21 protein-coding genes are annotated in these 17,226 nt (G+C 77.7%); 11 read left to right on the top strand and 10 right to left on the bottom strand.

The window, feature by feature from the left end:
- Positions 1 to 3: 3 nt before the first annotated feature.
- Positions 4 to 549, bottom strand: coding sequence for a type II toxin-antitoxin system PemK/MazF family toxin (locus ACI78R_RS17300; RefSeq protein ID WP_457041612.1), 546 nt, complete (start codon positions 547 to 549; stop codon positions 4 to 6).
- Between the two features lie 152 nt (positions 550 to 701).
- Between ACI78R_RS17300 and ACI78R_RS17295 the strand changes: the two genes are divergently transcribed.
- The gene (locus ACI78R_RS17295; protein ID WP_336030284.1) at positions 702 to 896 is read left to right on the top strand and encodes a hypothetical protein; all 195 of its coding nucleotides are present in this window, start codon (positions 702 to 704) and stop codon (positions 894 to 896) included.
- Between the two features lie 2 nt (positions 897 to 898).
- On the opposite strand, the gene ACI78R_RS17290 is transcribed toward ACI78R_RS17295, so the two are convergent.
- The 7 genes from ACI78R_RS17290 to ACI78R_RS17260 all read right to left on the bottom strand — a co-directional run bounded on the left by ACI78R_RS17290 (position 899) and on the right by ACI78R_RS17260 (position 7,867).
- Positions 899 to 1,324, bottom strand: coding sequence for a VOC family protein (locus tag ACI78R_RS17290; protein ID WP_073418238.1), 426 nt, complete (start codon positions 1,322 to 1,324; stop codon positions 899 to 901).
- A gap of 39 nt (positions 1,325 to 1,363) precedes the next feature.
- The gene (locus tag ACI78R_RS17285; protein ID WP_457041611.1) at positions 1,364 to 1,960 is read right to left on the bottom strand and encodes an MSMEG_1061 family FMN-dependent PPOX-type flavoprotein; all 597 of its coding nucleotides are present in this window, start codon (positions 1,958 to 1,960) and stop codon (positions 1,364 to 1,366) included.
- 32 nt (positions 1,961 to 1,992) lie between these two features.
- Positions 1,993 to 3,501 carry a cobyric acid synthase gene (locus tag ACI78R_RS17280; protein WP_457041610.1) on the bottom strand — a complete coding sequence of 503 codons (1,509 nt, stop codon included), beginning with the start codon at positions 3,499 to 3,501 and terminating at the stop codon, positions 1,993 to 1,995.
- Positions 3,498 to 4,157: a lysophospholipid acyltransferase family protein gene (locus tag ACI78R_RS17275; protein WP_073418243.1), complete on the bottom strand. Its 660-nt coding sequence runs from the start codon at positions 4,155 to 4,157 to the stop codon at positions 3,498 to 3,500. Before ACI78R_RS17275 ends, ACI78R_RS17280 begins: the two co-directional genes overlap by 4 nt.
- A gap of 123 nt (positions 4,158 to 4,280) precedes the next feature.
- Positions 4,281 to 5,033: an ANTAR domain-containing protein gene (locus ACI78R_RS17270; protein ID WP_457041609.1), complete on the bottom strand. Its 753-nt coding sequence runs from the start codon at positions 5,031 to 5,033 to the stop codon at positions 4,281 to 4,283.
- Positions 5,034 to 5,205: 172 nt separating this feature from the next.
- Complete coding sequence (gene yczR / locus ACI78R_RS17265; RefSeq protein WP_073419457.1) at positions 5,206 to 6,657, bottom strand: MocR-like transcription factor YczR; 1,452 nt, start codon at positions 6,655 to 6,657, stop codon at positions 5,206 to 5,208.
- A 262-nt stretch (positions 6,658 to 6,919) separates the two neighbouring features.
- Positions 6,920 to 7,867 carry a cobalamin biosynthesis protein gene (locus tag ACI78R_RS17260; protein ID WP_457041608.1) on the bottom strand — a complete coding sequence of 316 codons (948 nt, stop codon included), beginning with the start codon at positions 7,865 to 7,867 and terminating at the stop codon, positions 6,920 to 6,922.
- A gap of 40 nt (positions 7,868 to 7,907) precedes the next feature.
- Here ACI78R_RS17260 and def point away from each other — a divergent pair, with 40 nt between their 5' ends.
- The 3 genes from def to cobM are packed head-to-tail and all read left to right on the top strand — an operon-like array spanning position 7,908 to position 10,454.
- Complete coding sequence (gene def / locus ACI78R_RS17255; RefSeq protein WP_457041607.1) at positions 7,908 to 8,465, top strand: peptide deformylase; 558 nt, start codon at positions 7,908 to 7,910, stop codon at positions 8,463 to 8,465.
- The gene (cbiE, locus tag ACI78R_RS17250) at positions 8,462 to 9,685 is read left to right on the top strand and encodes a precorrin-6y C5,15-methyltransferase (decarboxylating) subunit CbiE (RefSeq protein WP_083628162.1); all 1,224 of its coding nucleotides are present in this window, start codon (positions 8,462 to 8,464) and stop codon (positions 9,683 to 9,685) included. Before def ends, cbiE begins: the two co-directional genes overlap by 4 nt.
- 28 nt (positions 9,686 to 9,713) lie before the next feature.
- Entirely contained in the window at positions 9,714 to 10,454 is a 741-nt protein-coding gene (gene cobM / locus ACI78R_RS17245; RefSeq protein WP_073418251.1) for a precorrin-4 C(11)-methyltransferase, read from the top strand.
- Here the strand turns inward: cobM and ACI78R_RS17240 are convergent.
- Positions 10,451 to 11,533, bottom strand: a complete 1,083-nt coding sequence (locus ACI78R_RS17240; RefSeq protein WP_457041606.1) for a cobalt-precorrin-5B (C(1))-methyltransferase — start codon at positions 11,531 to 11,533, stop codon at positions 10,451 to 10,453. The two genes, cobM and ACI78R_RS17240, sit on opposite strands and share 4 nt — an antisense overlap.
- Positions 11,534 to 11,636: 103 nt before the next feature.
- Between ACI78R_RS17240 and ACI78R_RS17235 the strand changes: the two genes are divergently transcribed.
- From ACI78R_RS17235 to ACI78R_RS17220, 4 genes are read left to right on the top strand one after another with little or no spacing between them, the layout of a single operon-like run.
- Positions 11,637 to 12,413, top strand: coding sequence for a cobalt-precorrin-6A reductase (locus ACI78R_RS17235; RefSeq protein WP_457041605.1), 777 nt, complete (start codon positions 11,637 to 11,639; stop codon positions 12,411 to 12,413).
- Complete coding sequence (locus ACI78R_RS17230; protein WP_457041623.1) at positions 12,410 to 12,892, top strand: FBP domain-containing protein; 483 nt, start codon at positions 12,410 to 12,412, stop codon at positions 12,890 to 12,892. Before ACI78R_RS17235 ends, ACI78R_RS17230 begins: the two co-directional genes overlap by 4 nt.
- Positions 12,893 to 12,934: 42 nt before the next feature.
- A complete protein-coding gene (locus ACI78R_RS17225; RefSeq protein ID WP_073418258.1) occupies positions 12,935 to 13,573 on the top strand; it encodes a LysE family translocator in 639 nt (212 codons plus the stop codon).
- A 35-nt stretch (positions 13,574 to 13,608) separates the two neighbouring features.
- Positions 13,609 to 13,968, top strand: a complete 360-nt coding sequence (locus ACI78R_RS17220; RefSeq protein WP_457041604.1) for a VOC family protein — start codon at positions 13,609 to 13,611, stop codon at positions 13,966 to 13,968.
- Between the two features lie 48 nt (positions 13,969 to 14,016).
- Here the strand turns inward: ACI78R_RS17220 and ACI78R_RS17215 are convergent, their stop codons facing one another.
- Positions 14,017 to 14,484 carry a VOC family protein gene (locus tag ACI78R_RS17215; RefSeq protein WP_457041603.1) on the bottom strand — a complete coding sequence of 156 codons (468 nt, stop codon included), beginning with the start codon at positions 14,482 to 14,484 and terminating at the stop codon, positions 14,017 to 14,019.
- A 103-nt stretch (positions 14,485 to 14,587) separates the two neighbouring features.
- Here ACI78R_RS17215 and ACI78R_RS17210 point away from each other — a divergent pair, with 103 nt between their 5' ends.
- From ACI78R_RS17210 to ACI78R_RS17200, 3 genes are read left to right on the top strand one after another with little or no spacing between them, the layout of a single operon-like run.
- Positions 14,588 to 15,625 carry a helix-turn-helix transcriptional regulator gene (locus ACI78R_RS17210; RefSeq protein ID WP_457041602.1) on the top strand — a complete coding sequence of 346 codons (1,038 nt, stop codon included), beginning with the start codon at positions 14,588 to 14,590 and terminating at the stop codon, positions 15,623 to 15,625.
- A 37-nt stretch (positions 15,626 to 15,662) separates the two neighbouring features.
- Positions 15,663 to 16,511 (top strand): CPBP family intramembrane glutamic endopeptidase, encoded by an 849-nt coding sequence (locus tag ACI78R_RS17205; protein ID WP_457041601.1) that lies wholly within the window; start codon positions 15,663 to 15,665, stop codon positions 16,509 to 16,511.
- A gap of 25 nt (positions 16,512 to 16,536) precedes the next feature.
- Positions 16,537 to 17,199 carry an HAD hydrolase-like protein gene (locus tag ACI78R_RS17200; protein ID WP_073418265.1) on the top strand — a complete coding sequence of 221 codons (663 nt, stop codon included), beginning with the start codon at positions 16,537 to 16,539 and terminating at the stop codon, positions 17,197 to 17,199.
- Positions 17,200 to 17,226 lie beyond the last annotated feature (27 nt).

Here is a 17,226-nt window from a genome sequence, read left to right as displayed (position 1 = left end):
GGGTCACCAGCCCTGGGTCCGGCGGGCCGCGGCCACGACCCGGTCGAACACCGCCCGGTCCAGCGCGGCGCCCTCGCGGCGCACGGTCCCGGGGTCGAGGATCAGCAGCCGGTCCAGGCGCACCTCGCTCGGGCGGCCCTGCCGGTCCCAGCCGCCGCTGCCGACGTCCATCCAGGTGCGCCCGTGCCGCGCTTCGTCGGCGGCGTCGCGGTCGTGGTCCTTGCTGGTGAGCATCAGCCCGACCAGCTCCGCGCCGCGGCGGCCGACCACGAGCACCGGCCGGTCCTTGCCGCGGCCGTCGCCCTCGTCGTAGGGCACCCAGGCCCACACGACCTCGCCGGGGTCGGGGTGCCCGTCGGCGCGGGGCCGGTACTCCGTGTCGACGGCCCCCGGCGTCGCGCCCGGCCCGTGCGGGGCCGGTCGGGACGCCGGCTGCGAGGGGGCCCGGCGGCGGCCCGGGCGGGCGGCCCGGGCCGCGCGGGCCGGCGTGGCGGTGGCGGCGCGGAGGAGCGAGAGGACGGTGTCGACGAGGCGGCTCGGGCGGGCCATGGAGGCACCGTAGGAGACCCCCGACGCCGTCACAGCTGTCCCGTCCGTCACACCGGTACCAATTCGGGCCAGTTCTGGTTCCGGAGCGTGGTTCCTGGGCACCATTGCGTCACGGGGCGCGCAGCCATCGCTCCCCGGGAGAGGGGGCTCCCATGACCTCGGCCCAGCCCGTCGTCGCGACCGTCTCACTCGTACGCGAGCCGCGTGCCAGCGTGCTCGCCGCGTTCCAGCTGGTGGAGGACGCGCGCTACCTCGCCGGCGGGCGCACGCGCCGCCGCAACCGGGTGCGCCGGATCGCCGAGCGCACCGTGGTGTCCCGCCGCCTGGCGCGCGACCTCTCCGCCTGACCTCAGGCCACGCAGAACTCGTTGCCCTCCGGGTCGGCGAGCGTGGCCCACGTGAACGGGCCCTGCGAGGACCGCCACAGCTCGGTGGCGCCCATGCCCAGCAGGCGGGCCACCTCGGCCTCGCGGCGCTCGTCGCCCACGCGGACGTCGAGGTGGACGCGGTTCTTGACCGTCTTGGCCTCCGGCACGCGCTGGAACAGCACCCGCGGCCGGCCGGGGTCGGGCGAGGTGATGGCCGCGCCCACCGCCCAGACGAGCCTGCCGCGGTGGGTGGTCGTGTCGGCCTCCGACGCGTGCCCGGCCGCCACCGTGCCGCGGATGAGGGACTCGTCCTGGGCCTCCACCGACCAGCCGAGGGCCTCGGCCCACCAGTCGGCCAGCGCGTGCGGCTCGGTCGCGTCGATCGTCACCTGGAAGTCGGTCGCCATGGCCGCAGCCTGGCAGGACGCCCCGACAGGACCGGGCGCTCAGAGCTCCAGCGCGAGGTCGGCCCGGATGACCGCGTCGTCGGGCAGCGGCGTCTCCAGCCCGCAGTGGTCGCGGATCATCACGCCGAACGGGGGGAGGGCGGCGCGGTCGATCCGGCTCGCCGGGTCCCACAGCCCCGAGCGCATGACCGCCTTCGCGCAGTGCAGGTAGGCCCGCTGGACGGTCACCACCATGACCGAGCGCGGGGCCCGGCCGAACTCGGTGAGGTCGATGCCGAGCGCGTCCGACGGCAGCAGCTCGGCGGTGCCGAACACCTTGAGCGTCTCCTCCAGACCCGGCACGAAGAACAGCAGCGCCACCCTGGGGTTCCCGGCGACCTTGCGCAGGCTGTCGAGCCGGTTGTTGCCCTGCCGGTCGGGCAGCACGAGGCGGTGCTCGTCGAGCACCTTGACGAAGCCCGGGTCGCCGCCCCGCGGGGACACCTCGGGGAACCCGTCGGCGTCCGCCGTCGCCAGGGTGAGGAACGGCGACAGGCCCACGAGCGCCCGGCAGTGGACGTCGAGGTGGTCGATCTCCTTGTTCAGCACCAGCTGCGAGGGCGGGCGGTAGGAGGCCAGGACCGGGTCGGGCTGCACGGTCCGACGGTAGCCCGGGAGGCGAGGCCGTCCTACCTCGCCGCCCCGGACGAGCCGCCCGGCGGGAGCAGCGGCAGGCCGTCGGGCGGGCCCTCCTCGAGCAGCCGCCACAGCGCCGCGGTGTCGGCGTGCTCGGCCACCAGGTCGCCGAGGGCGTCGAGCCGCTGCTCGCGGACCGCGGCGAACGAGGTGTCCGGGGCCGGCACGAACCGCCGGCCCGCCGCCCGCGCCACCTCGGCCAGGAAGGCGCGGCGGAACCCGTCGTTCTCCAGCGCGCCGTGCCATGTGGTGCCCCACACCGCGCCGGCGCGACCGCCGTCGAGGAACGGCTCGGCCCCGTCCGCGTAGGTGACGACGCCGTGGTGGATCTCGTAGCCGCGCACCGGGTGCCCGAGGGCCTCGCCGGACGGGCGGCCCAGCGTCTTCTCCCGCGCGAAGGAGACGTCGGCCGGCAGCAGCCCCAGCCCGGCCACGGTGCCCGCCCGCGACTCGACGTCGTCGGTGATCGTGCGGGCGAGCATCTGGTGCCCGCCGCAGATGCCGAGCACGGGCCGGCCCTCCGCGGCGCGGCGGCCGACCGCCTCGGCCAGCCCGGTCGCGCGCAGCCACGCCAGGTCGGACACGGTCGCCCGGGTGCCGGGCAGCACCACCAGGTCGGCGTCGGCGAGCTCCTCGGGCCGGGTGGCGTAGCGGACCAGCACGCCCGGCTCGGCGGCCAGCGCGTCGAGGTCGGTGAAGTTCGACAGCCGCGGCAGCCGGGCCACCGAGACGCGCAGCACCTCCTCGCCGTGCGGCGGCCCGGCCGAGGAGACGCCGGTGGGCACGCCGAGGGAGTCCTCGACGTCGAGGGCGGCGCCGGGCAGCCACGGCAGCACGCCGAGCGTCGGCCGGCCGGTGAGCGCGGTCAGCCGGTCGAGGCCGGGGCGCAGGAGGCGCACGTCGCCGCGGAACTTGTTCACGAGGAAGCCGGCCACCAGCCGCTGGTCGGCGGGCGGCATGAGCGCGACCGTGCCGTACAGCGCGGGGAACACCCCGCCGCGGTCGATGTCGCCGACCACGACGACGGGCAGGCCGACCGCGGTGGCCAGGCCCATGTTCGCGATGTCGTCGGCGCGCAGGTTGATCTCGGTGGGGGAGCCCGCGCCCTCGCACACCACGACGTCGAAGCGCGACCGCAGGTCGGCGAGGCTGGCCAGCACCTGCTCGAGCAGCGCGGCCTTCATCGGCCGGTAGGACAGCGCGGTCACCTCGGCCACCGGCCGACCGAGGACGACGACCTGGCTGGCGTCGTCGCCGCCGGGCTTGAGCAGCACCGGGTTCATCGCGGCCTCGGGCTCCACCCCGGCGGCCTGCGCCTGCATGACCTGCGCCCGGCCGATCTCCGCGCCGTCGGCGGTGACCATGGAGTTGTTGCTCATGTTCTGCGCCTTGAAGGGCGCGACGCGCACGCCCTGGCGGGCCAGCCAGCGGCAGATGCCCGCCGTGACCACCGACTTGCCGGCGTCCGACGTCGTCCCGGCGACGAGCAGGGCCCCGCTCATGCGGCCGGCTGCCCCCAGCCGGCCTTCTCCTGCCCGGACAGGTCGGCGATCGCCTCCATGATCCGGTCGGTGACCTCGCGGCGCGGGCGGCCCTTGGCGGCCTGACCGCGGTGCTCGGGGAACTCGAGCGCCGCCCCGAAGGTGATCGACACCCGGTGCGGGCGCGGCCAGCGGGAGTCGACCGGCTGCACGCGGTCGGTCCCGGCGACGGCCACCGGGACGACGGGGCAGTCGGCGGTCAGCGCCAGCCAGGCGACGCCGGTCTTCCCGCGTGCCAGGCGGCCGTCGCGCGAGCGGGTGCCCTCCGGGTAGATGCCGAAGCCCTCGCCGCGGCGCAGCACGCCGAGCGCGGTGTCGAGGGCCTCCTGCGCCGCGCGGGAGGTCTCCCGCTCGACCGGCATGGCCCCCAGCGCCGTGAACAGGGTGCGGGTGAGCCAGCCGCCGGGCCCGGAGCGGGTGAAGTACTCGGCCTTGGCCAGGTAGTGCACCCGCCGCGGGGACGCCAGCGGGATGGCGATGCTGTCGATGAAGGACAGGTGGTTGCTCGCGATGATGAACGGCCCGTCGTCCGGGACGTGGGCCCGGCCGCTCACGCGCGGCCGGAACAGCAGCCAGAACAGCGGCTTGAGCACGAACCGCGCGACGAGGTAGAACACGCCGCCCCCTCCCTCGTGGCGTCCCGGCACCGGCCACCGGGACCCGGGGCATCCTCCCCTGCCGCGGGGGAGGCGACCGCGGCAGGGGAGGGTGCGTCGGGGGAGGAACGGGCCGGCGCGGTCCTAGCCGCCCGGGTGACCGGCGGCGCCCGGCGGGCAGGCGTCGCGCAGGATCTCGCGCACCTGCGGGGACAGCGGGCGGCCGCCCGACGCCGAGGCGACCAGGTCCAGAGCGACGTCGCGGACCTTGCGGTGCACGTGGCTGGAGATGTGCGCCAGCAGGTCGAAGGCAGGCTGCTCCCCGCAGCCGGTGAGCAGCATCAGCACGCCCTTGGCCTGCTCGATGGGCGCCCGGCTGGTCATCGCGGTGCGCAGCTGGGCGAGCTCGGTCTCGAGCTCCAGCACCCGGTCCACGGCCGCGGGGCCGGGGGCGCCGGCGCCCACGGCGGGGTTGTCGACGACGAGGCCCTCGACGCCGGCCACCCGCCCCTCGCCGTCGAGGCGTGGCTCGCCGAGCAGCACCACGGTGCGCTCGGCGGTCCCGGGCAGGCGCAGCCGCACGGACAGGCAGAACGCCTGGCCGGCGGTGACCGCCGCGGACAGCGCGTCGATGGTGCGGGGCCGGTCGTCGGGGTGCTGGGCGGCCACGAGCACCTCGGTGCTCGGCGTGGCGCCCGAGGGCGGGAGCCCGTGGAGGACGCACATCTCCTCCGACCACTGCCACTCGCCGGTGGCGCGGTCGTAGCGCCAGCGCGCGGCGACCCGGGTGCGGCGGGAGACCAGGGGGGAGGGCGCCGGCGGGCGGGGCAGCGGCGGTGCGGCCGTCCGCGGGGGACGGGGGTGGGTCCGGACAGGGCGAGGCTGTGTCGAGGTCATGAGACCAACTCCGTCGGGCACCCCGGCGTCGGCCGGGGAGAGCGCCGCGCAGCCGCTTGTTCGACCACCTGCGGAAGAGCCGGGACGAGGTCCCGGCCGCTCGGGACACCCCGGACGGTAGACCCGGTGCGCACGGCGCGCACCCGCACCGGACGGGCGCGTCCGTTTCGCCTCACACCACCGTGACGGGCCGCGCCGGATGGCGCGCGACCGGCCCCCCGGCCAGGGCGGAGTCGACGGCGGCGAGGGTGGCGACGGCGGTGCGCAGCCGGGCCGGCGGCAGCGTGAACGGCAGCCGCAGGTGGTCGTCGAAGGCGGTGCCGGTGCCGAAGGCGCGCCCCTCGGCGAGGAGCAGGCCCAGCGGGGCCGCGGCGGCCGCGAGGGCGGCGGAGCTGCGGCCCGGCGGCAGCGTGCACCACGCCGACAGCCCGCCGGACGGGCGCGGGACGGTCCAGTGCGGCAGTCGCGCGGCGGCCTCGGCGAGGAGCACCTCGCGGCGCTCCCGCAGCAGCTGCCGGCGCCCGGCCAGCACCGGGTCGAGGTCGCGCACCAGCGCGGCGGCGGCGAGCTGGTCGAGCGGGCCGACCGACAGCTGCCGGCGGCCCAGCGCGGCACCGAGGGAGGCGGCCAGCGCGGCGTCGGTGCGCAGCCAGCCGATGCGCAGCCCGCCCCACACCGACTTCGACAGGCCACCGACGGTCACCGTCGCGGCGTCCGGCAGCCCGGCGGCGTAGGGCGGCAGCGGGCCGGCGTCGTCGTCGAGCCACAGCTCGGCGGTGACCTCGTCGACGATGGCGAGCACGCCCTGCTGCCAGAGCGTGGCGGCCAGCCGCCGGCGGCCGGCGGCCGACAGCCGCGCGCCGCTGGGGTTGGAGAAGTCGGGCATGAGGAAGGCCAGCCGCGGGCTGCTCTGCCGGGTGGCCAGGTGCGCCGCGCCGACGACGGCGTCGGGGTCGCGGGCGTCGACCGCGACCGGCACGCACCGCCCCCCGGCGGCGGTGACCAGCTGGACCGCGCCCGGGTAGGTGGGGTGCTCGACGAGCACGCGGTCACCGGGCTGCAGCAGCACCTCCACGACGAGCGCGGTGGCGTCGCCGGTGCCGGCGGTGACCACCACCTGGTCGGGGTCGGTGGGCAGGCCGCGGGCGGTGTACCGGTCGGCGATGGCGGCGCGCAGCTCGGGCAGGCCGCTCGGCGCGTAGCCGTGCCCGGCGACCACCCCCGGCAGCCGGGCGAGCGCGCGCTCGTAGGCGGGCACCAGCTGGGGCGCCGCCTCGGGGGCGGCGTGGGCGAGGTCGAGCACCTCGGGGTCCGTCGTCGGCGCGGACCACACGGCGTCGACGGGCGGCGTCTCGACGACGGTGCCCGCGCCGTGCCGCGTGCTCACCGCGCCCTCCTCGCGCAGCAGCCGATAGGCCGAGGCGACGGTCACCCGGCTCACGCCCAGCGCCGCCGCGAGGTCGCGCTCGGCCGGCAGGCGGGTGCCCGGCGGCAGCTGCCCGAGCGCCACCAGCTCGCGGACACGGCGCGCCAGCCCGGCGTAGCGCGGGCCCGGCAGGTCGGTCAGCGGGCCGACGAGACCCGCCAGCTCGGCGGGAGTGGACTGCTCGGTCCCCGGTGGCATGCAGGCCACCATGCCGGATTGGACCGCTCCGGTCCAGTGGCGACGGTGCCACTGTTCCCCCCATGACCTCGAGTACAGTCCTCCTGCTGCTGTTCCTGCTGGCGCTGGGCGCCCTGTCGGTGACCACGCTCGTCGTCGCCGTGCGCGGCGGCCGCGGTCCCGCCGACCCGCCGCGCAGCCACCCCCGCCTCGACCCGGCGGGCTTCCCGGTGACCTCCGGTGCGCGCGGCGCCCTGCACGGGCGCGGGCCGCTGACCCGGCCTCAGCCGCGCCGGGCGGCCCTGCTCGCCACGGCGAGGGCCGCCGCGGCCAGCCACACCGCCCGCGACAGGCGCACCGCCCGGCCGACGTCGCTGCTCTCCGGCGCGCGGCCGTCGCCGAGCACCGGCCGGTCCTCGACCCGGCTGCCGTAGATGTTGCGCCCGCCCAGCCGCAGCCCCAGGGCGCCGGCCGCCGCGGCCTCGCAGCGGCCGGCGTTCGGGCTGGGGTGGGCGGCGCCGTCGCGCCACCAGGTGCGCAGCGCCTCTCGCGGCGACCCGCCGGCGACCGGGGCCACGGCCACGGTGAGCGCGGCGGTGAGCCGGGCGGGCAGCCAGTTGGCGACGTCGTCGGCCCGCGCGGCGGCCCAGCCGAAGCGGGCGTACCGCGGCGAGCGGTGGCCGACCATCGCGTCGAGGGTGTTGACCGCGCGGTAGCCGAGCAGCCCGGGCAGGCCCGCGAGCGCGCCCCACACCAGCGGCGCGACGGCGGCGTCGGAGGTGTTCTCCGCGACCGACTCCACGGTGGCGCGGGCCAGCTCACCGGCGTCGAGGGACGAGGGGTCGCGGCCGGCCAGCGTGGGCAGCAGCGCCCGGGCCCCGGGCAGGTCGCCGGCCTCCAGGGCGCCGGCCATCGCGGCCGCCGCCCGGCCGAGCGACGTGCCGCCGAGCACCGTCCACGTGGTGGCGGCGACCGCCGCGGTGCGCAGCACCGGCCGCCCGGCCGTGGCCCGGTCGGCCGCCGCGCCCAGGCCCGCGGCGCCGGCCACCAGCACCAGCGCGTGCGCGGCGCCCGCCGGCCGCGCGTCGCGCCACAGCCGCCGCTCCAGCGCCGCGGCGAGCGAGCCGAACCCGGCCACCGGGTGCCGCCGGGCCGGGTCGGCCAGCAGCAGGTCCGCGGCCGCGCCGAGTGCCAGGCCTGCGGCGGTGGGGACGTCTCTGCGGAGCGGCACGGCGACCATCCTGCCCAGGCCGCTTCCTAGGATCGCGGCCATGCGCCTGCCCGGCCGTTACGACGGCGTCGCCCGGCCGATCGTCACCTACGGCAGCAACGAGGTGCTGCACCGCCCGACCGTCCCGGTCACCGGGTTCGACGAGCGGCTGCGCCGGCTCGTGCTCGACATGTTCGCCTCGATGCGCGAGGCCGACGGCGTGGGCCTGGCGGCCAACCAGATCGGCGTCGACGCGCGGGTCTTCGTGATCGACTGCCCGGACGCCGCGGGCGAGGACGTCGTCGGGTACGTGGTGAACCCGGAGCTCACGGTGCTGCCCCCCGCCGACGGCGAGCCCGCCGAGGAGGTCACCGAGGAGGGCTGCCTGTCGGTGCCCGGCCCCTACGCCGAGCTCGCCCGGGCCTTCCGCGCCCGCGTCGACGGCGTCGACGTGAAGGGGAGGCCGGTCACCATCGAGGCCACCGGCATGGCCGCGCGGTGCCTGCAGCACGAGGTCGACCACCTCGACGGCGTCGTCTACGTCGACCGGCTGCCGGAGGACCTGCGCGAGCGGCTGCTGGCCGAGGCGGCCGGGCCCGAGGGCGAGCTGCCGGCGTGAGCGAGACCGTGCCGGCCGCCCCGGTCGTCGTCGTCGGCATCGGCGCCGACGGCTGGGACGGGCTGGCCCCCACCTCCCGCGCCGAGGTCGAGCGGGCCGAGGTGCTGTTCGGCAGCGCCCGGCAGCTCGACCTGGTCCCCGACGAGGTCGCCGCCGAGCGGGTGCCCTGGCCCTCGCCGCTCACCGAGGCGCTGCCCGGGCTGGTCGAGGAGCACGCCGGCCGGGCGGTCGTCGTGCTGGCCAGCGGCGACCCGATGCTCTCGGGCATCGGCACCACGCTGACCCGGCTGCTCGGCGCCGAGCGGGTGCGGGTGCTGCCGGCGCCGTCGTCGGTGTCGCTGGCCTGCGCCCGACTGGGCTGGGCGGTGGAGGACACCGAGGTGGTCAGCCTGGTCGGGCGGCCGCTGGAGCTGCTGCACCCGCACGTGCAGCCCGGGCGGCGGCTGCTGGTGCTCGGGTCCGACGGCGAGACGCCCGCCCAGGTGGCCGCGCTGCTGGCCGGCCGCGGCTACGGGCAGAGCCTGGTCACGGTGCTCGGCGGGCTCGGCGGCCCCGACGAGGAGGTGCGCACCGGCACCGCGGCCACCTGGTCGCAGCCGGCGCCGGCGCTCGTCGTCACCGCCGTCGAGTGCCGGGCCGACCGCGGCACCATGCCGCTGCCCACCACGCCCGGCCTGCCCGACGGCGCCTACGAGTCCGACGGGCAGCTCACCCGGGCCGAGGTGCGCGCGGTGACGCTGTCGCGGTTGGCCGCGGTGCCCGGGCAGCTGCTGTGGGACGTCGGCGCCGGGTCGGGGTCGATCGGCATCGAGTGGATGCGCGCGCACCCCACCTGCCGCGCGGTCGCCGTCGAGGCCTCCGAGGAGCGCGCCGAGCGGATCGCGCGCAACGCCGCGCGCCTCGGCGTCCCCTACCTGCGGGTGGTGCACGGCCACGCGCCGGAGGTGCTCACCCGGCTCGGCGCCCCCGACGCGGTGTTCATCGGCGGCGGGCTGACGACGCCGCTGCTGGTGGAGACGTGCTGGGACGCGCTCCCGCCGGGCGGGCGGATGGTGGCCAACGCCGTCACGGTGGAGAGCGAGGCGGTGCTCGCGCAGTGGCACGCGAAGGTCGGCGGCGACCTCGTGCGCGTGGAGGTCTCGCGCGCCGAGCCGGTCGGCTCGTTCACCGGCTGGAAGCCGGCGATGCCCGTGACGATCTGGTCGGTGACCCGGTGGTGAGGGCCGAGAGCGCTACAAAGGCCCTGTCATGACCGTGTTCTTCATCGGGGCGGGGCCCGGCGCGGCCGACCTGGTCACCCTCCGGGCGGCGCGGATCATCGCGCGCGCCCCCGTCTGCCTCTACGCCGGCGCGCTGGTGCCCCGCGAGCTGCTCGACTCCGCTCCGCCCGGCGCCCGGCTGGTCGACACCGCCGACCTGGACCTCGACCGCATCACCGCCGAGCTGGTCGCCGCGCACGAGGCCGGCCACGACGTCGCCCGGCTGCACTCCGGTGACCCGTCGGTCTACAGCGCCATGGCCGAGCAGATGCGCCGGCTCGACGCCGCGGGCGTCCCCTACGACGTCGTCCCCGGCGTGCCCGCGTTCGCCGCCGCGGCCGCGTCGCTCAAGCGGGAGCTGACCGTGCCCGGCGTCGGGCAGACCGTCGTCCTCACCCGCACCAGCGCCCGCTCGACGCCGATGCCGCCGGGGGAGGAGCTCGCCGCGTACGCCGCCACCGGCGCCACGCTCGTGCTGCACCTGGCCGTGCAGCGGATGGCCGAGCTCGCGCCGCTGCTGGCCGAGCACTACGGGGCCGACGGCCCGGTCGCCGTCGTCGCCCGGGCCAGCCGCGACGACGAGCTCGTGCTGCGCGGCACGCTCGCCGACATCGCCGGGCAGGTCGAGGCGGCGGGGGTCCGGCGGACGGCGGTCGTCGTCGTCGGCCCGGTGCTCACCGCGGGGGAGTTCCCCGACAGCCACCTCTACTCGACGACGAGATGCCGCTAGCCGCGCCCGACCACCGCGCCCGCACGGTCGATCACCACGACGTCGACCGCGACGGGCGCCCCGCGCAGCACCCCCAGCGCCGTCTCCCGGGCGCCGGCGGCCACCAGGTCGCCCAGCGGCAGCCCGGCCGCCTGGCACTGCCGCAGCGCGTCGAGCGCGGTGTTCGCCCCGCGCACGCCCGCGACGAGCTCCGGCGACCCGCCCGCGGCGGCCACCCGCGCGGCGAGGGAGTCGAAGGACACCTGCGAGCGGCCGGAGTGCAGGTCGAGGTGGCCGTCGGCGAGCTTGGCCAGCTTGCCGATGCCGCCGGCCACCGTCAGCCGCGGCACCGGGTGGCGGCGCAGGTACTTGAGCACGGCGCCCGCGAAGTCGCCCATGTCGAGCAGCGCGTCCTCGGGCAGGCCGTGGAGCTCCTGCACCGTCCTCTCGCTGGTGGAGCCGGTGCACCCGGCCACGTGCTCCCGCCCGGCGGCCCGGGCGACGTCGATGCCGCGGCGGATCGAGTCGATCCACGAGGAACACGAGTACGGGACGACGACGCCGGTCGTGCCGAGCACCGACAGCCCGCCGAGGATGCCCAGCCGCGGGTTCCACGTCCTCCGCGCGAGCTCCGCGCCGTTCTCGATGGACACCTCGACGACGACGTCGCCGCTGCCGCCGTGCCGCGCCGCCACCGCCGCGACGTGCTCGCCGATGAACTGCCGCGGCATCGGGTTGATCGCGGGCTCGCCGACCGCCAGTGGCAGCCCGGGCTTGGTCACCGTGCCCACGCCCTCGCCGGCCCGGAACACCACCCCGCGGCCCGGCTCGCCGTGGGTCACCCGCACGCTCACCAGCGCGCCGTGGGTGACGTCGGGGTCGTCGCCGGCGTCCTTGACGATCCCGGCGGTGGCCGCCCCGGGCTCCAGCGACTCACGGGCCAGCGCGAAGGCCGGGTGCCGGTCGTTCGGCAGGTCGATGGTCACCGGGTCGGGGAACTCGCCGGTGAGCAGCGCGGTGTAGGCCGCGGTGGTGGCCGCCGTCGCGCACGCGCCGGTGGTCCAGCCGTGCCGCAGCCCGGAGGCGCCGTCCCTGCTCACCGCCCCATGATCCCCGGGCGGGCAGCATGAGCGGACAGGGGCGTGAGCATCGCGGCGAGGAACGAGCGAGGAGCGGAGCGCCCCGCGGGAGCGGGAAGGCATCGTGAGCGGGCAGGTGCTGGTGCTCGGCGGCACGGGAGAGGCCCGGCGGCTGGCCGCGGCGCTGGTGGCCGGCGGCGTCGACGTCCTGTCCAGCCTCGCCGGGCGGGTGGCAGACCCGGTGCTGCCCGAGGGCGACGTGCGGGTGGGCGGGTTCGGCGGCGCCGACGGGCTGGCCGAGTGGCTGGCGACGCACCGGCCGCGCGCCGTCGTCGACGCCACCCACCCGTTCGCCGCCCGCATCACCGCCTCCGCGGCGGCCGCCGCGGCCCGCTCCGGCACCCCGCTGCTCCGGCTGCAGCGCCCGGGCTGGACGCCGGGACCGGGGGACCGCTGGACGTACGTCGACTCGCTGGCCGACGCCGCCGCGGCGGTCTCCGGCGCCGGCGCCGTGTTCCTCACCACCGGGCGGCAGGGCGTCGGCGCCTTCGCGGCGTTGCCCGGCCGGGTGCTCGTGCGCGCCGTCGACCCGCCCGACGAGCCGCTGCCGGCCGGCGCGGTGCTGCTGCTGGCGCGCGGCCCGTTCACCGAGGACGAGGAGACGGCGCTGATGCGCGAGCACGGCGTCGACGTCGTCGTCACCAAGGACTCTGGCGGGTCGATGACCGAGGCCAAGCTGGCCGCGGCGCGCCGGCTCGGGCTGCCCGTGGTGCTGGTCCGCCGCCCGCCGCTGCCCCGGGGCGTGGCGGTGGTGACCACCGTCGAGGAGGCGGCGGGGTGGGTAAATGCGTTGAGACCGGCCGGTGCCGGAACGCAGGATGGTCCCTCGTGGAACCGATGACCGAGCAGCAGGTGCGGCGCTCCTTCGTGAACTGCTCGAAGGGCGAGGCGAACTCCGCCACGCTGCCGCGCGACCTCGGCGACCTGCCGTGGGACACCCTCGACGTGCTCGGCTGGCGCGACCCGAAGGCGCCGCTGCGCGGCTACCTCGTCGTCCAGCGGGAGGGCCGGCCGGTGGGCATCGCGCTGCGCGCCGCGGAGTCGCGGATGTCGGCCCGCCGGACGGTCATGTGCCTGCTCTGCCGCTCGACGCAGCCCGGCGACGCCGTCTCGCTGTTCACCGCCCGCCGCGCCGGGGAGGCCGGCCGCAACGGCAACACCGTGGGCACCTACGTCTGCGCCGACCTGGGCTGCGCCGCCCGCGTCCGCACCGACATCCCGCCGTGGCTGCGCGAGCGCGACCCGGTCGAGGTGGGCGAGGAGCTCGCCGCCGAGCTGCGCCATCGGGTGGAGGAGTTCCTCGCCGCCGTGCTCCGGTAATCGGGTCGAGCGCCGGCCCCGGCCGGTGCCACCATCCGCGGCGTGGAGTCGATCGCGGAGCCGGCGTTCCTGCTGGCCGTCCTGCTGATCGCCGTGTCCCCGGGGCCGGCGGTGGCGCTGATCCTGCGCCGCGCCGCGGTCGGCGGGTTCCGCGCCGCCGTCCCGACGGTCCTCGGCCTCGAGGCGGGGCTGTACGCCTGGGCGTTGCTGGCCGCGGCCGGGGTCGCGGGCCTCGTGGCCGCCTCCGAGGCCGCGTTCTGGGTGCTCAGGGGCGTCGGCGCCGTCGTCCTGGTCTGGCTCGGGGTGCAGGCGCTGCGGGCGGCCTGGCGGGAGCACCGGGCCGGCCGGGCGGCGGCCGGTGCCGGCCCGGGGCCGCGCCGCGGCGGGTGGGCCGCGTTCGGCGAGGGCGTGCTGGTCCAGCTGGCCAACCCGAAGGCCGCCGTCTTCATGGTCGCCTTCTACCCGCAGTTCGTGCCTGCCGACCGGCCGCTGTTCGCCACCACGGCGTTGCTCGCGCTGGTGCAGGTGGCGCTGGAGACCGTCCTGTACCTGTCGCTGGCGGCCGGGGTCGCGCGGGCCGGGGCGTGGTTCCGGCGGCCGCGGGTGCGCACCTGGCTCGAGGGCGTGAGCGGCACGGTGCTGGTGGCGCTGGGGCTGCGCGTCGCCGTCTCGAGCCGCTGACCGGTCCTGTCGGCACCGCCGGGCAGGCTGCCGCCATGACCGGCACGCAGCGGCACCACGCCATCGACTACGTCGAGCTCCCCGTGACCGACCTGGTCGCCGCCGAGCGCTTCTACGGCGAGGCGTTCGGCTGGCGGTTCACCTCCTACGGCCCGGCGTACTCGGGCATCCGCGGCGACGGCGACACGGAGGTCGGCGGCCTGTGGCTGGCCGACCGGACGGCCCCCGGCGGCCCGCTGGTGCTGCTGTTCTCCGCCGACCTCGACGCCTCCGCCGAGGCGGTTCCCCGCGCCGGCGGCCGGGTCGTGGAGGGCCCCTACGCCTTCCCCGGCGGGCGGCGGTTCACCTTCGCCGACCCGGCGGGCAACGTGCTGGGCGTGTGGGCCACCGCCTGAGCCGTTCCCGGCGGGCGGCCGGCCCCGGGACCGGCCGCCCGGGGACGGTCAGCCGGCGTACGGGGCGGCCACGTCGAGGATCCAGGTGACGCCGAACCGGTCGGTGAGCATCCCCGACGCCGGCGCCCACGCCGACGGACCGTAGGCCTCGATCACGGCGGCGCCGACGACCAGCCGGTCCCACAGCTCCTGCACCTCCTCGACCGTCCCGCCGCGGACGGAGAGGAAGAAGGGCTCGTCGGTGAGCGTCGTGCCGTTCTCCCGCCGCGCGCGGGGGGTCGCCGTCCCCGGCGCGGCCGGCTGCCGGCCCGGGACGTCGTAGGCCATGACGGAGAAGCCGTCCGCGCCCACGACCTGGCCGAAGACGACGAGGTCCGCGCCGGGCAGGTCCCGCGGCATGCCGGCGTCGCCGTAGGTGACGGCGACGACCTGACCGCCGAACACGGACGCGTAGAAGTCCAGCGCCGCGCGGGCCTGGCCGGAGAAGTTGAGGTGGGCGACGGTCTGCACGGTCACGGGTGCTCCTGGTCTCGGTGCCGCCGGCGTCTCCGGCGACGAGGACCACTCTGTCGGCGGTACAGGTCAGGGAACGGCCGGTTCTCCCGGCAGGATGGACGGCGTGCCGACGACCTCCGCCCCTGCTGCCTCCGGGCGTCTGCTGGCCCTGCTGTCGCTCCTGCAGGCGCGCCGCGACTGGCCCGGACCGGTGCTGCGCGAGCGGTTGGGGGTCAGCGAGCGCACCCTGCGCCGCGACGTCGACCGGCTGCGGGAGCTCGGCTACCCCGTGCGGGCGGTCCGCGGGCCCGACGGCGGCTACCGGCTCGACGCCGGGTCGCGGCTGCCGCCCCTGCTGTTCGACGACGAGCAGGCGGTCGCGCTGGCCGTGGCGCTGCGGGCCGCCGTCGTCAGCGGGGCCGCGGTCGGGGAGGCGGCGGTGCGGGCGCTGGCCACGCTCGCGCAGGTGCTGCCCGCGCGGCTGCGCGGCCGGGTGGAGGGCTTCGAGGCGACGGTCGTCGCCCGCGCCGACGCGCCCGCCGACCCGCAGGTGCTCCTGGCGATCAGCGCCGCCGTCCGCGCCCGGGAGGAGCTCCGCTTCGACCATGCCACCCCCGGCGGCACCCCCGCCGACGGGGAGCTGCGCCCGCCCCGGCAGGTGCAGCCGCACGCCCTCGTCGCGCGCGCCGGCCGCTGGTACCTCGTCGCCTGGGACCCCGGCCGCGGCGACTGGCGGGCGTTCCGCGCCGACCGCATCCGCCTGCGCACGCCGAACGGGCCGCGGTTCGTGCCGCGGGAGGTCCCCGGCGGCGACGCCGGCGCGTGGCTGTCGGCCCGCCTCAGGGGCTCCGCCGGGCCCGACGCCTGGCCGTGCCGAGGCGAGGTGCTGCTGGACCTCCCGGCCGCCGACGTCGTCCCGTTCGTGGGCGACGGCACGGTCGAGCCGGCCGGGAAGGACCGCTGCCGGGTGCGCCTGGGCTCGTGGTCGTGGACGGGTCTCGCGGCGTCGCTCGCGCGGTTCGACGCCGACGTCGAGGTGGTCGGCCCGCCGGAGCTGCGTGACGCCTTCGCCGCCCTGGCCTCCCGCGCGGCCCGCGCCGCCGGCGGCCCGGACATGCGGAACGAGGAAGTGCGCCTGCGGGCGCATCGGCGCGGGCGGTGACCTGTCGTCGCGCTCAGCGAGCTGCCAGGCTCCGAGCGTGACCGAGAGCCAGACCAGGTCCTCGCGGACGGGCTTCTGGGACCGGCCGGCGACCTGGAAGGCGTTCGCCCTGGTCGCCGGGTACCTCGTGTTCTACGTGGCCGTCTCGCAGGTGGTCGGCCTGCTGGCCGGCGACCGGATCGACGACGAGAACGTGGTGGCCGACCCCGGGAGCACCTTCTTCGCGCTGGTGCTGCCCATCGGGATCGGCGCCCTGGCCCTCCTCGCGTTCACCTGGCGGGTGGGGTGGCTCCCGGCCGTGTTCGGGCGCCAGCCCGTCGCCGGCCGGCGGTGGATGTGGATCGCCCCGGTGCTGGTCCTCGCCGTGGTCGTGGGGCACGCCGGTGCCGTCGACCGGGACGGCTGGACCGGCGGGGAGATCGCGGTGCTGGCGCTGCTGGGCGTCTGCATCGGCGTCGCGGAGGAGCTGGCCACCCGCGGGCTGGCGGTGGAGATGCTGCGCGACGCCGGGCACGGCGAGCGCTTCGTCGCGGTCGTGTCCTCGCTGCTGTTCGCGCTCATGCACCTGGTCAACCTTATCCAGGGCATGGAGCTGCGGACCGTCCTCGCGACGGTGGGCTACACCTTCTGCTTCGGCATGTGCATGTACCTGGCGATGCGGGTCACCGGCACGATCTGGACCGCGATCGTCCTGCACGGCCTCACCGACCCGACGACGATCCTCGCCACCGGCGGCGTCGACGAGGCGGTCGGCGCGCAGACCGCCTCCGGCTGGTCGACGCTGGCCTCGGTCGGCACCTTCGCGTTCATGGCCTTCGCGCTCGTCGCCGTCTTCCTGGTCCGCGGCCGGGCCGGCGAGCGCACCGGGAGCGCCTCCCCGGCCTGACCCGGCCGTCGGGGACCATCCCGGGGTGCAGCCCGCCGCGACCCCGCTCGTCCTGTTCGACCTCGACGGCACCCTCGTCGACTCCACGCCCGGCATCTGGGACTCGGTCCGGGTCGCGGCCGCGGGGCTGGGCCTCCCGGAGCCGACGCCCGCGCAGCTGCGCGCGATGGTCGGCCCGCCGCTGCAGGACGGCTTCGCCACGGTGTTCGGCCTGCGCGGCGCCGACGTCGACCGCGCCGTGACGGCGTACCGGGCGCACTACTCGGCCGGCGCGCTGCTCGACGTCGCGGTGTACGACGGCGTCCCGGGCCTGCTGCGCGACCTGCGCGCGGGCGGCGCGGTGCTCGCCGTCGCCACCAGCAAGCCGCAGCCCTTCGCCGTCCGGGTGCTGTCGCACGTCGGACTGCTGCGCGCGTTCGCGAGCGTGCACGGCGCCACCCTCGACGGCGCGGTCCGGCACAAGGACCAGGTGGTCGCCGCGGCGCTGGCCGCCCATCCCGCCGCCCGTCCCGTGGCGCTGGTCGGCGACCGCGAGCACGACGTCCTCGGCGCGGCCGCGCACGGGCTGCCGTGCGTGGGCGCCGGGTGGGGACCGGGCGGCCCTGCGGAGCTGACCGCCGCGGGCGCGGCCGCCGTCGCCGCCCTCCCGGGGGACGTCCCGGCCGCGCTGGCCGCCCTCGACGGGTAGCCGGCCCCCCGCCGGGCTACGTATCGG

Source organism: Geodermatophilus sp. SYSU D01106, from assembly GCF_054049995.1.
This window is presented reverse-complemented; position numbering and strand designations above follow the sequence as displayed.

Excerpts from the sequence above, each read along its gene's own strand:
- ACI78R_RS17300 (WP_457041612.1), bottom strand. The coding sequence starts at position 549 with ATGGCCCGCCCGAGCCGCCTCGTCGACACCGTCCTCTCGCTCCTCCGC.
- ACI78R_RS17295 (WP_336030284.1), top strand. The coding sequence starts at position 702 with ATGACCTCGGCCCAGCCCGTCGTCGCGACCGTCTCACTCGTACGCGAG.
- ACI78R_RS17290 (WP_073418238.1), bottom strand. The coding sequence starts at position 1,324 with ATGGCGACCGACTTCCAGGTGACGATCGACGCGACCGAGCCGCACGCG.
- ACI78R_RS17280 (WP_457041610.1), bottom strand. The coding sequence starts at position 3,501 with ATGAGCGGGGCCCTGCTCGTCGCCGGGACGACGTCGGACGCCGGCAAG.
- ACI78R_RS17270 (WP_457041609.1), bottom strand. The coding sequence starts at position 5,033 with ATGACCTCGACACAGCCTCGCCCTGTCCGGACCCACCCCCGTCCCCCG.
- yczR (WP_073419457.1), bottom strand. The coding sequence starts at position 6,657 with ATGCCACCGGGGACCGAGCAGTCCACTCCCGCCGAGCTGGCGGGTCTC.
- def (WP_457041607.1), top strand. The coding sequence starts at position 7,908 with ATGCGCCTGCCCGGCCGTTACGACGGCGTCGCCCGGCCGATCGTCACC.
- cobM (WP_073418251.1), top strand. The coding sequence starts at position 9,714 with ATGACCGTGTTCTTCATCGGGGCGGGGCCCGGCGCGGCCGACCTGGTC.
- ACI78R_RS17230 (WP_457041623.1), top strand. The coding sequence starts at position 12,410 with ATGACCGAGCAGCAGGTGCGGCGCTCCTTCGTGAACTGCTCGAAGGGC.
- ACI78R_RS17220 (WP_457041604.1), top strand. The coding sequence starts at position 13,609 with ATGACCGGCACGCAGCGGCACCACGCCATCGACTACGTCGAGCTCCCC.